Source organism: Vallitalea longa, from assembly GCF_027923465.1.
GTDB lineage: Bacteria > Bacillota > Clostridia > Lachnospirales > Vallitaleaceae > Vallitalea > Vallitalea longa.
This window is the reverse complement of record NZ_BRLB01000004.1, coordinates 66,817-81,613: the sequence shown is the minus strand read 5'-3', so window position 1 is coordinate 81,613 and position 14,797 is coordinate 66,817. Positions and strand designations below refer to the sequence as shown.

At 29.4% G+C, this 14,797-nt stretch carries 15 protein-coding genes; 4 read left to right on the top strand and 11 right to left on the bottom strand.

Going from position 1 to position 14,797, the window contains the following annotated elements; translation table 11 throughout:
- Positions 1-30: 30 nt before the first annotated feature.
- The 5 genes from QMG30_RS09700 to QMG30_RS09680 form a co-directional block, all read right to left on the bottom strand.
- A complete protein-coding gene (locus tag QMG30_RS09700) occupies positions 31-861 on the bottom strand; it encodes a carbohydrate ABC transporter permease (RefSeq protein WP_281814936.1) in 831 nt (276 codons plus the stop codon).
- Positions 861-1,727, bottom strand: coding sequence for a carbohydrate ABC transporter permease (locus tag QMG30_RS09695; RefSeq protein WP_281814935.1), 867 nt, complete (start codon positions 1,725-1,727; stop codon positions 861-863). Before QMG30_RS09695 ends, QMG30_RS09700 begins: the two co-directional genes overlap by 1 nt.
- 73 nt (positions 1,728-1,800) lie before the next feature.
- Positions 1,801-3,186, bottom strand: coding sequence for an ABC transporter substrate-binding protein (locus QMG30_RS09690; protein ID WP_281814934.1), 1,386 nt, complete (start codon positions 3,184-3,186; stop codon positions 1,801-1,803).
- A 401-nt stretch (positions 3,187-3,587) separates the two neighbouring features.
- Complete coding sequence (locus tag QMG30_RS09685; protein ID WP_281814933.1) at positions 3,588-4,604, bottom strand: LacI family DNA-binding transcriptional regulator; 1,017 nt, start codon at positions 4,602-4,604, stop codon at positions 3,588-3,590.
- Between the two features lie 202 nt (positions 4,605-4,806).
- Positions 4,807-6,183, bottom strand: a complete 1,377-nt coding sequence (locus QMG30_RS09680) for a hypothetical protein (RefSeq protein WP_281814932.1) — start codon at positions 6,181-6,183, stop codon at positions 4,807-4,809.
- Positions 6,184-6,502: 319 nt separating this feature from the next.
- On the opposite strand from QMG30_RS09680, the gene QMG30_RS09675 reads away from it, so the two are divergent.
- Entirely contained in the window at positions 6,503-7,264 is a 762-nt protein-coding gene (locus QMG30_RS09675; RefSeq protein ID WP_281814930.1) for a hypothetical protein, read from the top strand.
- A gap of 783 nt (positions 7,265-8,047) precedes the next feature.
- Here the strand turns inward: QMG30_RS09675 and QMG30_RS09670 are convergent.
- The 4 genes from QMG30_RS09670 to QMG30_RS09655 form a co-directional block, all read right to left on the bottom strand.
- Complete coding sequence (locus QMG30_RS09670) at positions 8,048-8,638, bottom strand: class I SAM-dependent methyltransferase (RefSeq protein ID WP_281814929.1); 591 nt, start codon at positions 8,636-8,638, stop codon at positions 8,048-8,050.
- Positions 8,599-8,787: a hypothetical protein gene (locus tag QMG30_RS09665; RefSeq protein ID WP_281814927.1), complete on the bottom strand. Its 189-nt coding sequence runs from the start codon at positions 8,785-8,787 to the stop codon at positions 8,599-8,601. Before QMG30_RS09665 ends, QMG30_RS09670 begins: the two co-directional genes overlap by 40 nt.
- Before the next feature lie 516 nt (positions 8,788-9,303).
- A complete protein-coding gene (locus QMG30_RS09660) occupies positions 9,304-9,435 on the bottom strand; it encodes a hypothetical protein (protein ID WP_281814926.1) in 132 nt (43 codons plus the stop codon).
- 452 nt (positions 9,436-9,887) lie between these two features.
- The gene (locus tag QMG30_RS09655; RefSeq protein ID WP_281814925.1) at positions 9,888-10,058 is read right to left on the bottom strand and encodes a hypothetical protein; all 171 of its coding nucleotides are present in this window, start codon (positions 10,056-10,058) and stop codon (positions 9,888-9,890) included.
- A gap of 316 nt (positions 10,059-10,374) precedes the next feature.
- Here QMG30_RS09655 and QMG30_RS09650 point away from each other — a divergent pair, with 316 nt between their 5' ends.
- The 3 genes from QMG30_RS09650 (at position 10,375) to QMG30_RS09640 (ending at position 12,645) form a co-directional block, all read left to right on the top strand.
- Complete coding sequence (locus tag QMG30_RS09650) at positions 10,375-11,814, top strand: recombinase family protein (protein ID WP_281814924.1); 1,440 nt, start codon at positions 10,375-10,377, stop codon at positions 11,812-11,814.
- A gap of 4 nt (positions 11,815-11,818) precedes the next feature.
- Complete coding sequence (locus QMG30_RS09645) at positions 11,819-12,043, top strand: hypothetical protein (RefSeq protein WP_281814922.1); 225 nt, start codon at positions 11,819-11,821, stop codon at positions 12,041-12,043.
- Positions 12,044-12,195: 152 nt separating this feature from the next.
- On the top strand, positions 12,196-12,645 hold the full coding sequence (locus QMG30_RS09640) for a hypothetical protein (RefSeq protein ID WP_281814921.1): 450 nt from the start codon (positions 12,196-12,198) through the stop codon (positions 12,643-12,645).
- 121 nt (positions 12,646-12,766) lie between these two features.
- Here QMG30_RS09640 and QMG30_RS09635 read toward each other — a convergent pair whose 3' ends face one another.
- Both QMG30_RS09635 and fabG read right to left on the bottom strand, forming a co-directional pair.
- Positions 12,767-13,945 carry an acetyl-CoA C-acetyltransferase gene (locus QMG30_RS09635; RefSeq protein ID WP_281814920.1) on the bottom strand — a complete coding sequence of 393 codons (1,179 nt, stop codon included), beginning with the start codon at positions 13,943-13,945 and terminating at the stop codon, positions 12,767-12,769.
- Between the two features lie 47 nt (positions 13,946-13,992).
- Positions 13,993-14,733: a 3-oxoacyl-ACP reductase FabG gene (fabG, locus tag QMG30_RS09630; protein ID WP_281814918.1), complete on the bottom strand. Its 741-nt coding sequence runs from the start codon at positions 14,731-14,733 to the stop codon at positions 13,993-13,995.
- Between the last annotated feature and the right edge of the window lie 64 nt (positions 14,734-14,797).

The window sequence follows — 14,797 nt, the reverse complement described above, 5'->3', positions numbered from 1 at the left end:
GTAGTAAATATGATATTTTTTATATTGTAGTTAACTTTTAACAGCTCCATCTGTAACACCCTTGATGATATGCTTTTGACATGTCATGTAAAAAACGACGATAGGCAACATACATAATACAAGTCCAGCAGTAGCCAAGTCCCATTTCTTGGAGAATTGTCCAAAGAATAAGAATGTTTTTAGTGGAAGTGTTTGCCAACCTGTTTTATTTATTACTAATGAAGGTAATAGGAAGTCATTCCATATCCACATTATATTTAAAATCGCAACTGTAACCAATATAGTCTTCAACATAGGAAATACTATCCTGAAAAAAGTCTGGAACATATTACATCCATCTATTTTGGCTGCTTCCTCCAATTCAAGAGGTATATGTTTTATATATCCATGGAATAACATGACTGAGAGACTAGTTCCAAAACCAATATACATAAAGACAAGTCCAGGTCTATTCATCATATGTAAAGTATCCATAAATTTTACTAGAGGCAACATGACACATTGAAAAGGAATCAACATTGAGCAAGCTAAAATCATAAATATAACTTTACTTATTTTGGTTTTAGCTCTTACTAATACCCATGCAGCCATAGAACTAAAAATTAGTATAAAAGCAGTGGATAATACTGTTATAACAAGGGAATTAGAAAAAGATTTTAGGAAATCCAATCTTTCGAATGCTTCTGGATAATTAGATATAATAAAAGTATCTCCATTGGGTATTGATAATACATTCAAGTAAATATTTTTCAATGATTTAAATGAGTTAATCAATAAAATCAAAACAGGTGCTGCAAATATAGCTACTAAGATAAAACCAAAAATAGTAAGTAATATGTGTCCAATATTTCTTTTTGCCATCACATCTCAGCCTCCTTCTTTTTATTGAAATATAACTGAATCAAACCGATTGTAGCTACAGCAATTAGAAAAATAACCGCTTTTGCTTGTGCTAATCCTAGATCATTATATTTAAATGCCGTATTATATATATTTAGTGCCAACATTTCTGTACTATTATAAGGACCACCATTAGTCAGTGCAAGGTTCTGGTCATATAATTTGAAACAAGTTGATAAAGATAGGAACATTCCGATTGTAAAAGCAGGTCTAACAAGTGGAATGACTATTTTTCTTAGTCTTTGGATATAATTAGCACCATCAATCTGTGCAGCTTCAATTAAATCATTTGAAATACTTTGAATGTATGCGATATAGATTATCATCATATATCCACTTAATTGCCAAGTGATTAAAATCAGAAGTCCCCAAAAACTTGTCGTAGTATCAGATAACCAATTAGAAAATCCCTGAATACCAGTAATTTTACTGATTGCTCCAAATCCTTGTATGAAAATGAACTGCCATATGAAACCTAATAAAATACCACCAATTAAATTAGGCATAAAAAAAACAGTACGCATAAATGTTGAACATTTCACTTTTGAAGTTACAAGCAGTGCAAGTGCAAAACCAACTACATTAATGAATATAACTGCACAAAAGGAAAATAGTGTAGTAAATAAAAAAGCGTGTAAAAAATCTTTATCTCCTAAAAAAATTGTTTTATAATTTTGAAATCCTACAAAATGAACATTATGTGAAATACCATTCCAATCCGTTAATGAATATCCTAATCCCCAGATAGCAGGTATTAGTACTACTATTGTAAATGCAAGTAATGACGGCAAAAGGAATAGCCAAAAACCAACTTTTGATTGTTTCATAAGATTCTCCTTTCATTAAGAGGAAAATAAATTCAATTAGATTTATTTTCCTCATTTAATGATTCATTAGTTATTATTTTCTAGCATCTTTCCAGCTTTCTTTTGCTGTATCAATAACTTCGTCCCAAGTTTTGTTTCCTGCTAAATATGCTTGAATCTCAGCACCTAATACATTTTCAGCCCAACTTGTAGGACATCCGTTGAATACCCAAGGAGCGATAGTACCTTCAGTTGCCGCTTGACTTATTTCTGCCCCTACAGGATCTGCTGGTTTCAAATCACCATAATTTGTAAATGGTGGTATGAAGTTAAATTCATCGATTACAATATTTTTACCTTCATCTGATTGATATAACCAATTCAAGAAATCTTTTGCGATTGCTTTTGAATTGTCATCTGATTGACTATTTACTGCCCAATACATTGGCACACCAATAGGTGTATTTCCTTCAGATACTCCTTTTAATGGAATTGGAATAACTCCTAGATTATCAGCGATATTTTCATCGATTTCTTTAATAACTGGATATACCCAGTTTCCTTGTTGAATTACAGCAACTCTTTCAATTGCAAGGCCTCCACCTGCTTGCATTGAATAATCAACTGCATTCAATCCTGATGGATTATCAGCATTTGTTGTATATTTCACTTGTAAATCAACTAAATCTTTTAACTCATTACTATATGTAAATTCTAATTCTTTTGCATTATATGCTTCTGTACAATTAGCAAATTCTTGACCAAATGCTACGTTAGAAGTATGCATACCAGTTACCCATTTTTCTTTAGCTGGATATTCTATAACAGCCTCAAGTACTTGATATTGATCTTTTAAATCACCATTATCGATTTTTTCTTTTAATTTTCCAAAAGCTGCATCTATTTCATCAAATGTTTTTAAACTTTCAGCATCAATACCTGCTGCTTCAAATATTCCTTTATTATAGATAAATCCATATCCTTCAATTGCCATAGGCATACCAAATACTTTACTATCTTTTGATACATCATCCAATAAACCATTGACAACATTTGGTATCCATTCTTCTGAAGATAAATCTTCTAAATTGTCATTCCAATCCTTCACATCTTGTGGTCCACCTATATTATAGATATCAGGTTGATCACTGTTTTGCATTTTAGTTCTAAGAGCAGCACCATAATCGTCTCCGCCACCAACTGTTTCTAAATTAACCTTAACACCTGGATGAAGCTTCATGTATTTTTCTGTAGCTGCTTTTAGGGCATCATTAATTTCAACTTTAAATTGAAAAATATCAAGTGTTCCTTCTAGATCAGTGCTGGAATCTTCTGAAACTACAGCATTATTGTCACCTTTTGTAGTAGAATCTACATCAGATGCTTTTTTAGAATCATCAGATTTTCCACATCCTACAAAAGCAGTACATACCATCATACAAGCTACTATACATGCCAACCATTTTTTTGTTATTTTCAAAATAATCAACTCCTTTTTATTTTTAACAACCATAGTCTATATATAAAAAACATTACCATTTTCATACTTTTACGCAACAGTTGTTGATATAAATATAACATATTTATACTTCTTTCGCAACACCTTTTGCGCAAAAGTTTTATTAATATTATGTTTTGTATAATTAATTTGTGCATATTATATAGTTAGTCTAATATTCTCTTTCCCCATTATATAAAGAGAATACTATATTCAGACATATTATAAAATAATTAATTTAATGTCAAAGCTATGAATTAATACCACACTTTCTGACAAAATAAGGACTAAGCATATAAGATTGCTAAAAAACAAACAGCCTGTTATCCTCTTCTAAAAAGGCTTAAGCTGTTTATTATTATTTCACTTAATAATATATTTCTTTATTCTATTTTTCTAACTGTATCTCTAATTATTAATTGTCCAGAAAGTCTTATATTTTTTTTCTTTAATGGTTGTTTTCTTATTAAACGCATTAAACATTTTACCGCTATTTTACCTTTAAGCGTAGGATTTTGTCTGATAGTCGTTAATCTAGGTCTCATATTGCTTCCTAAAATATTATCATCAAATCCAACAACTGATATATCATCTGGTACATTAATCTTATTATCCATCAAATAGTTAACTACTTCCATAGCATAATAATCTGATGCACAAAAAAGTGCTGTAAACTCTTTTCTTCTTCGATATATCTGCTTAAGATTATCTTTTAAAGGAATCAAATCAGAATCTAGGTTTATATAATTTCTTTCTTTAAATAATAATCCATTTTCTTGTAATCCTTCAGCATATCCTCTAAATCTTTCTTCATCTACACCTATACAATTATCTGCTAGAAAAGCAATGTTTTTATGTCCCTCTTCAATAAGGTACTGAGTCATTTTATATGCACATTTTTTATCATCCAATCCAATGTTAACATATTCAATACCGTCATTATAAAAATAGCAATCAATAAATATAACAGGCTTATTAGTGTGTTTTACAATTTTTTGACAATCTTTAGCATGAGCTCCAATTACAATCAACCCGTCTACATTCCATGTAGCTGTCAGATGCAAAACATCATCCGCTTTACCAGATGAATAAAACATCATATAATAACCAGCTTCACTGATATTTTTCTCTATTGAACCCAAAATCTCACTATTGAATGGATCTTGCATTATATTTTTCCCCTTGATTAATTGATATTTAAGTACCACTCCAATAATTCTAGATGAATTTTGTGATAATGTCCTAGCACTCATATTAGGTATATAATTATATTCTTCAATAACTTTATTTACTTTTTCTATCATTTCTTTTGAAGTTTCTTTTACTCTTCCATGAATTACATTAGAAACAGTTGTAGGACTAACTCCAATTATATCTGCCATTTCTTTTATTGTTATCATATTAATCCTCCATAAGTAGATCTACTTTTATATATCTTTCATTCTACCATAAAAATATAATATTATATATGCTATAAGATTTTGTTGTACTCTTACTACATCATATTTAATATTATCTATATGTAAAATCATTTTAATCGAATATTTCTTCATCAATTGTAAATAGTAATTTAACATCTTTCTTATCTAAATACCAATATCCTCAATAAACATTAATATCTACACGATTAATATCTTCTCTATGAACTTTATAATAATAGTATTTTTCCTTCTTAATTATATATTCATCAGTCTCCTCTATAATTTCAGGTTCTGTATATTCATGATTTATATCGTTTGAATTAGCATCTAAACTCTCTGCATTAATAAACCATTGAATATTGAAGTCTTCGAATTTATTTATCTTATAAATTACTTCATAATACAAATATTTATCTTTTTTGAACCCTTCTTCCATAATCTCAAATCCACTAAATTCCGTATAATTTTCTAATCCAAAAGATACAAAAGAAATTCCATAATACTCAAAATAATTAGGCTCATCATTATCCTTACTTAATTGTTTATTGTTTTCCTGTTTGTAATTAGATTGATAATCGTAGAATTTCAATTCATGATCAAAAAAAGAATCTTTTGGATGGGAAGAGAATTCATTAATGCTAGTTCCTAATCCATGTTTATTTCCTTTATATGAATATTCATGTTTTACACTAATCCTTTCATTCAAGATAGTATTTTTTAAATTGAAGGGTGTATTCTCAAATAGTTTTTCATCAAAATCCAGATACCCATGAAAACCTAGATACTCCCCATTTCGCCCACCTTTATATAAACTTATATTCTCTAAATTAACAGTAATCAAATCATCATACGTTTTGAATTGTTTCTCAAAGGGTACTATTTCCACTAATTTTTCATTGCTTGGAAAGTAGAAATAAAAATCCATAACAAATATAAGAACCAATGTAACTAATATTCCAAAAGATAGATATTTTAACCAGCTAATATCTTTCTTAATTAATTTACTATATATTGTATTAATCATAGCAACTAACATATAAGCAATCGCACCCATTACTAATCCATCACCTATATAATAACTATTAGTTAATCCAAAACATAGAATCAATATTCCTATGTTGAAAATAAATCCAATCCACTTTTTCTTAATAGTCATGTTCAATAAAAAAGCTATGGGCAAACTAATAAGTATTAATCTACAATAATAAATACAATAGTCAGAAAATGTCAATAAAGAATAGTATGTTGAAGACCCACCGATATAAATTTGAAACTTAAGAAAATCCTGCTTAAGTGCTAGAAATCTAAAAGGAATCCATATAAATTCTGATGGCTTATAATTTCTTGTTATTAAGATTTCCTTATTAAAAAAATCAGCATCTTCAGGTCCAAAAACAAACAATATATATGCTATCAACAGTAATACAAATATATCCCTTTTTTCAAATGTTCCATATTCTTTGGTTCTAAACCATTTATTTCTTATGGCAACAAAAATACTAAATATAATTCCAATCAATAATAGATCCATTAATACTGTAGTAAATAATTCACCCATAATTTAACTCTCCCTCATCATCTTTACTTTTTCATCACTTTCAATTTTTCTAATATTGAAATTGTATTCTTTTGATATTGCAGTTTGTATTATAAAAACCAACTTGAATATATAATATCAAATTAATATTTTTTTCACAACCATAATAACTTATATCGTAATTAAAGATACAAACTTATAAACTACTGCATCCATATTTTAAAGTCATGAATCCTATATAATAATTAGACAAAATGTAATTATAAGCTTATACCTTGTAACACTAATCTGCATTTATTCATAAAATATATTGAAATTAATTTTTAGAGGAGGAAATAAAGTGTCTGATTGCAAAATATGTTTCCATAAAGGTGATGGAAAATTTATGCGTCGACCTGCAGAAGGAAATTGCCCAGTATGTGACCCAGAAAGGCCAGTTGATCCAGCAAATGATGCATGTGTATGTCCACCATTAGGTGAACCTAAGTTATTAACATGTGTTGCGCCTGTAGTTTTTGATGAATGTGGTATTAATCTTTGTAGAGAGATAAAAGTACCAGAATGTTTACTTGAAGAAAATCCATGTACTAAAAAGATTGAATTAAAGGTAATAGATATTGATTTTAGTATTGGAGAAATTGATGGTTCATGTGTAGAAACTATACCAAAAAGACCTAACTGTGTTAGAGTAACTTTATCAAAATTAAAAGTTAGATTTGCTGCAAAATTATTAGATCGCCATTGTAGAGTTTTGGCTGAAGAATGCTTCCAAGCACTGTATCTCCCAGATAAGGATTCTCCACACTGTGATGATGATACTAATCCACCATCAATAACAATTGATTTATATACTCCATATGGTGTTTCATATTATGGAGAATGTAAAGAGTGTATTCCTTGTATAAATTATCTAGGATTTGTTGAAGGACCAGATAGAAATAATGAATTACGTCAAGGTATTGGTTGTCAAGCATTAGCAAAAGTTATTGAGTTCGATCAAGATGATGGTTGTATGGCTGTCGGTTTATCATTATATCTTAAAACAATTTACTTTATTCAATACAGGTTGAAACATGCAGGAGCATGTTACTGTTTACCCTAAACTAAAAATAGAGAGAGAAGTATTTTATAATGATTTATATAAATATAATTTAATATTTCTTTATATTCCTCTTATAGCTTAGACATCCAAGAAAAAAAGCTATACTTTTGTTATTATTTATACTTTTTAAATTGCATTTTTAATGGAATTAGAAAAACGTCAAGGATACAAATAAGTAAACCTATCACTATTAATACCCAAAATAAACGATATGCAGAATAAACGTTATAACAAAATAAGAAGCCCTTATATCCTCCTATGTTATTATATGTACAATTGCCTTTAAATGTTGAGATAATTATTAATGTCAAATGACCTGCAAAACCACTTAAATATAATAGCGTTCCAAAATATAACTTTTTCATCTAATATCTCCCCTCCATACTTTAATATTTATTTGCTAGATTCTTTCTTTTATATCAAATACCAGATCTATTAATTTATTCAACCCTAGCAATATGCAGCTACTAATAAAATACTTATACCCATTTTCAAATCCTACTATAATAGAATTATACTCTGTTTGACCTAAAACGATATGCGTAATACCTATAATTATAGAAATTATAGCAAAAGCAATAATTATCTTTCCTATATTAGTTTTTATAATTAATCTCTCCTTTATCTTTTCATATCAATCATTATATGATATCATACTAAATTGACATTAGTATATACTATAGACACTATATTATTATGATAACCTTTCTTATTCTTACTTCCGACGTCTCAGCACTTTAGAAGGGATAACTTAATCCTATAACATTTCTGATAAATTAGAAATTATTTTTCTAATTCCACAAACATATACATTGGTACTTTCGATAACCATTTAATTCTTGATGACATATCCATCTGTTCTTCTGATGGAATTGGCTCGTTCAAATCAACTACTGTAAACTTGTTCCTTACGAAAGCTTTGATATACTCTGATAAGGTTCTATGCCTATATATTACCGAGGTATCAATACCTTTAATCTCTCCAACCCATTCTGTTGGGTTAAAATAATCGCTAACTAACACCTTTATTTTATCATCATCCAATATCCATTTACTATCTTTTGGCTTAAAACATGGATGTAATATAGATATAAAAACCCTCCCATTAGGTTTTATAACTCGATATATCTCTTTTAATGTCCCATCAAGGTCTTCTACATCCATTAACATCATCGAGCAAAGCACAACATCAAAAGTGTTATCAATGATTCCTGTTAATTCATTAGCATTTCTACATAATGCCCTAATATCCAAGCTTTCTTCTCTAGCCTTATTTGTAACGTAAGTTGTAAAAGTTTCAGAACAATCTACAGCAGTAACAATAGCTCCTTGTTTCAATAAAGCTCTAGAATATCCACCTTCACCACAACCCAAATCAAGAATTTTTTTCCTTGAACATCTCCTATTTTTTGCAAAGTATATGGCATTATGTAATATAGTCGAAAATCATTTTTTTGAGCTTTTTCAACCCAAGTATCCATAGCAACTTGATTCCAGCATTCTGTTGAACTATCTTGTTTCATTTTACACCTCAAATTAATTTATACCTTACCCACTCCATTGCAGAAAAACAAATATATGATTGAATAAATGTATTTGTAAAGTAACAATTTGGAGAAATAAGGTGCATAATATTATACAATTACGTTATTATAACATTAAATACTACTTTACATCTTTTGTTTTTTAATTAAAAAGTAGTATCTGTGCCTAACTACAATATTACTGACAATCGCTAATGCCACAAAAAAAAAATTATAAACGATAAAAAAAATTTTATTGTTCCAACTAATTTGAATATATTTGATATAATCATTGTCATAAATATTGCAATGATTGTGGCAACAATTGTTTGAGCATACATATTATTTAGAATAGTTATTAACATGTCCTTTCTTCATTAAAGCAGGGTTTTCCCGATGATATTTTATATATTAACAGATACTTTAATAATAAGCAATAAAAAAGACCTAAATTCAATTACGAAAATAGCTCTTATTCTCTCCTAAAGCTTCTATCTAGTTCTCGAAGCTTATCCTTTACTTCCTTATTCCTTTATTTAATACTGCAAATAATACTCCAACGGTTAGTAATTGTTTCCGCTTTTTAGATAATATACTTCTTGACTCATCCCTCAACATCATTCTTCGAGTAATAACTAAGTCTTTCATTTCTTTTATTTCTTCCTAAATTAAGTTAAGTGTTTTTTGCATTTCCATTAAGTCTGGTTCTAATCCTGCAGTATTACTACAATAACCAAAAATTTTAAATACTTCAACAGGCGATAACTCGTTGTTTCTATTAACCTTTTAATAAAGAAAATTTACTCAATCTAGAATATACGAAACTTTAGTTGATTACCTATTTTTTACGTTATTCTCATATGGTCTACCATTAAATTTTGCAATATACACTTGCCATTCAATTATTAATTATATGAAATATGATTTAATGCAATATTATACATATGTAATGGTCATTTGTCTTATATTGAGTGGAATATGTAGTATTATTGTAAAAAGATTACACGCTTAATTGACTAAACCAAGCTTTTGTTCTTATCTTACTTTCATAATCCTTAAAATTATAATAATAGAGGGTGATAAAAATACTTGAAATTTAACTATTCATTTATTTGCCTTATTTTCTCTATTAATTCATATCCAATCGCATTTAACATTTTTTTTGTTATTTCTGTTTTTATTTCATTTGTTATCTCTATTTCTTTACCTGTACGCAAATCAAGCATTACACTTTCAGCAGTCCAACCATTTGACAATTTGTATGTATTCATTGAATATCACCTCTATTATATGTATATGGAGAATGCTTGTTCGTATTGCCAAGTTTCATTTTCAATACTATATAATAGGGTGCTTTATTAAACGGATACAGAAAACCTAGTTTTGAAAAATTCGTGAAAATAAATCTCATAATTAAGAAACTCAGTTATAAAATAAATGATTTATATGCTATAATAAGTGATAGAGAAACACAAAGTATAGATTTAGTTTTAGTAGAAAATACATAATATTAATTAAAAAATTATAAAATCTGAGACTGGCTTAATTTGACAATCCTTGAAAAATATATTAAAAGGGGTTTATCTTATGGAAAGAGCTGCATTATATATACGCGTCTCTACTGACGATCAAACTGAATACAGCCCAGATGCACAAAAAAAACAATTGATAGAATATGCAAAAAAAAATGATTATATTATTGACTATAATTATATTTTTTCTGACGAAGGTATTTCAGGTAGAAAAGCTGAAATACGACCTGCATTCATGCATATGATTAGTATTGCAAAAACTAAACCCAAACCATTTGATGTAATATTAGTCCATAGATTTGATAGATTTGCACGTAATAGGGAAGATTCCGTTGTCTATAAATCACTTCTTAGAAAAGACTGCGATATAAAAGTTATAAGTATAACTGAACAATTAGAAGACGATAAATTCTCTATAATTTTAGAAGCTATGTTAGAAGCTATGGCTGAATACTACAGCCTTAACTTAGCTGATGAAGTTAAAAAGGGAATGTTTGAAAAAGCTAATAGAGGTGAACATTCTGGTACTCTTCCTTTAGGCTATAAACTTACAAACAAGATATTACAAATAGATGATTATTATTCTGCTATTGTAAAAGAGATATTTGAGCTATTCGTAAAAAAAGATTATTCAGTATTAGAAATTAGCAGATATCTTAATAATAAAAATATTAGAACAAAAAACAATACCATGTTTACAACAAGGGGATTAAAATATGTTATTCAAAACCCTTGTTATTATGGTGCTCATAGATATAATTACCGTCAAGGCTCTCAAAGTATCGCTAATGATAATAAAGATTGGATTATAATAGAAAACTCTCACGAACCTATAATTTCTAAAGAATTATGGCATAAAGCTCAAGAAAAAATTTATTTAAGTAAATTAATGTCAAGTTCACCAAAAAAGCAAGCTAGAAAATATTGGTTAAGTGGATTACTAAGATGTAAACATTGTCATGGTAGTATGACATCAACGATAATTAAAAATAAATATGTATCATATTATTGCTGTAATAGAAAAAATGGTATTTGCAAAACACCAAACAATATAAGTCTTAATAAATTAGGAAAAATGGTAATTGAAACAATGGAAAATGATTTAAATAATAATACCATAAATGCAAAAAGAATTGATGACAAATATAACCCTGAAGATCAAAATGTTCTTAACTTAAAATTAAAAACTGTCCAGAGAAAATATGTATTAGCTAATGATGCATATTTGGCTGAAATTGATACCTTAGAAGAATATAAAAAGAAAAAATCATTAATAAGAACTGAAGAAGAACAAACTCTAGAAGAGTTAAACAAAATTAATAATAAAATCAAATCAAGTTTTAATAGAATAAAATTTAAAAATAATATAGAACTTCTTAAATCAAGTGAATTAACCCAACTAGAAAAAAACAAAATAATTAAAACATTCGTTGATAAAATTGTCATTAGTTCAAGGGATAAGTATATAAAAATATACTATTATTTTATCGGGTAATTTGTTGCATACAGGACTCTGCGTTCCACCAAAATGCATACCAATAAATCCATGTGAACAAAATCGTTGCTTAGAATTTGTTGAAGGTGACTTATTAGAACAGAGTATTCAACCACTAGAATTATGTACTAGGCCAAAAACATTTAATGCATGTTGTTATGATCCAGTAGAAGATCCAACTCCAACAGACGAAGCAGCTACTAAAAAAGAGTGTGATACTTGCTTATAATCTATAATAGCATCATAGAGTCTAACTAATGTTAGGCTCTAGGTACATAACTAAAAATTAATTTCAAATCTACCTAATAATATATAATTACTATTAGGTATTTTATTTGATTTATAATATGTATACTCAAACAACCAAAAGAAGGTGTACCAATGAAAAATAAGAAATTTTATATTATTTGTACTATAATTGGAACATTGTTAATAATAACTGCTGTTATAAGACAACCCAGCGGCAAAAAATGGTTAAACACAATAGAATCTTTACAAGAAGCAGATAAAATTAAAATTAAATATACCTCCAGTAATACTTCTGATATTTATATTGATGAAAATCTTTACTTGTTAAAACAAGATATTTTTTCAATAACTGAAATAAACAAATTCAATAACTACATATCTCAGAAAAAAACTGCCCCTTATTGTAAAATATCTTTTTACCAAAATGACAAACCTATAGGAACAGCTACAATATGGGAGTTATCGGAAAGCATTAAGAAAGATGATATAGACCTTACATCATTAGTAAATGGTGTTCCCTGTGTTCTAGAAATAGGAAATAGATTTTGCCAATTCAATAAAGATAATCTTGAAATCAATTAATAATTTACGCTAAAAATAATCAAATCTTATGTAATCTTTAATTCTTAACTATAAAACCTGCAAAAAGCAAATTAAGGCTATGCCATTTATAATAATATATACAGCATAACCTTAACCTATGTTATCTTTCTACTATCATAGCGGTTCCTTGACCCCCGCCAATACACAAAGTAGCCAATCCTGTCTTACACTCTCTTTTAATCATTTCATAAATGAGTGTAATTAAAATACGTGCTCCAGATGCTCCTATTGGATGACCTAATGCTATAGCTCCACCATTTACATTGACTTTTTCTTTATCCAATCCTAAATCTCTAAGTACAGCAATGGATTGTGCTGCAAATGCCTCATTAGCTTCTATTAAATCAAGATCATCTACTGTCATTGAAGCTTTTTCTAAGGCTTTTTTTGTAGCTGGTACTGGTGCATACCCCATGATACTTGGGTCAAGAGCAGCAGAGGCATAAGATTTAATTGTAACTAGAGGCTTAATACCCAATTCCTCTGCTTTCTCTTTTGCCATTACAACTAGCATTGATGCCCCATCATTAATGCCAGAAGCATTTCCTGCTGTAACAGTACCTTCCTTATCAAATGCTGGTCTTAATTTTCCAAGTTTTTCTATAGTCATTCCGTGTTTTGGAAATTCATCTTTATTTAGAACTATAGGCTCTCCCTTTCGTTGTGGAATTACCACTGGCACTATTTCATCTTGAAATCTATCTTCTTTTTGGGCTTTTTCAGCTTTCAACTGACTGTTAAGAGAAAATTCATCTTGTTCTTCTCTTGTTACATTCCATCTATTAGCAATATTTTCAGCAGTAATACCCATATGATATTTGTTGAATATATCTGTAAGTCCATCATTTATCATTGAATCAACAAGTTCGCCATTACCCATTCTCTGACCCCATCTTGCTTTGTTGATTAGATAAGGCGCATTACTCATACTTTCCGCACCACCAGCAAGTACTATATCTGCATCTCCAAGCATGATGAATTGTGCTGCCATACTTACAGTTCTAAGTCCTGAACCACATACCTTATTGATTGTGATTGCAGGTGTAGTTTCTGGAATACCTGAACCGATAGCTATTTGTCTGGCAGTATTTTGACCAAGTCCAGCAGTTAGAACATTACCTATCAATACTTCATCAATCAATTCTGCTTTTACCCCTGATCTTTCTATAGCCGCCTTCGCTGCAACCACCCCTAGTTCAACAGCAGAGAGCTTAGTTAAACCACCTCCAAATTTACCTATCGGTGTTCTCGCCGCACCTACAATTACTACTTCTCTCATAAATACCCAATCCTCTCCAGAAATATTTTCCTATCATCTTCCTTTTTTTATAATACAATACCACCTGTTACTTCAAGAACAGAACCCGTTACGAAGCTTGCTTCATCAGAAGCTAAATACAAATATGCATTTGCAACATCTTCTGGCAAACCTAATCTCTTCATAGGAGCCTTATCCCTCATCATATTCAGAACTTTCTCAGGCATTTTTTCGGTCATAGGCGTAAGAATGAATCCAGGAGCTACAGCATTGACTCTAATGCCTTTTTTACCTAATTCTTTTGCCCATGTTTTAGTCATACCTATTACACCCCATTTAGTGGCAGCATAGTTGGTCTGACCATAATTGCCATATAGCCCCACAACTGATGTCGCATTCAATATAACTCCGTTGCCTTGTTCAATCATAACTCTAGCTGCAGCCTGAGCACAATTATAGACACCCTTTAAGTTAACATCTACAACCTTATCAAAGTTTTCTTCAGTCATTTTCACTAATGTACCATCAGCTGTAATGCCAGCATTGTTCACTATAATATCCAATCTCCTATAAGCATCTAATGTTTTTCTGATCATGGTTTCAACCTGCTGTCTATCAGTTACGTCAACTGTAATACCTATAGCTTCATTACTCATATCCTTTATCTTATTGACTGTTTCTTCTACTTCATTTTCAAATAAAGAAGCTATTACTACTCTTGCTCCCTCTTGTGCAAATTTAATTGCTGTGGCAGCACCGATGCCACGTCCTGCTCCTGTAATAAGCGCAACTTTACCTTCTAACTTCAAATATACTCCTCCTTTTTAATTTTAAAATAGCAGTGACTAAATTCTGGCTCAATATTAATCATAA

Bases quoted from the DNA above. Each gene is read 5' to 3' on its own strand.
- QMG30_RS09700 (WP_281814936.1), bottom strand. From the start codon at position 861: ATGGCAAAAAGAAATATTGGACACATATTACTTACTATTTTTGGTTTT.
- QMG30_RS09695 (WP_281814935.1), bottom strand. From the start codon at position 1,727: ATGAAACAATCAAAAGTTGGTTTTTGGCTATTCCTTTTGCCGTCATTA.
- QMG30_RS09685 (WP_281814933.1), bottom strand. From the start codon at position 4,604: ATGATAACAATAAAAGAAATGGCAGATATAATTGGAGTTAGTCCTACA.
- QMG30_RS09680 (WP_281814932.1), bottom strand. From the start codon at position 6,183: ATGGGTGAATTATTTACTACAGTATTAATGGATCTATTATTGATTGGA.
- QMG30_RS09665 (WP_281814927.1), bottom strand. From the start codon at position 8,787: ATGAAACAAGATAGTTCAACAGAATGCTGGAATCAAGTTGCTATGGAT.
- QMG30_RS09660 (WP_281814926.1), bottom strand. From the start codon at position 9,435: ATGAAAGACTTAGTTATTACTCGAAGAATGATGTTGAGGGATGAGTCA.
- QMG30_RS09655 (WP_281814925.1), bottom strand. From the start codon at position 10,058: ATGAATACATACAAATTGTCAAATGGTTGGACTGCTGAAAGTGTAATG.
- QMG30_RS09650 (WP_281814924.1), top strand. From the start codon at position 10,375: ATGGAAAGAGCTGCATTATATATACGCGTCTCTACTGACGATCAAACT.
- QMG30_RS09640 (WP_281814921.1), top strand. From the start codon at position 12,196: ATGAAAAATAAGAAATTTTATATTATTTGTACTATAATTGGAACATTG.
- QMG30_RS09635 (WP_281814920.1), bottom strand. From the start codon at position 13,945: ATGAGAGAAGTAGTAATTGTAGGTGCGGCGAGAACACCGATAGGTAAA.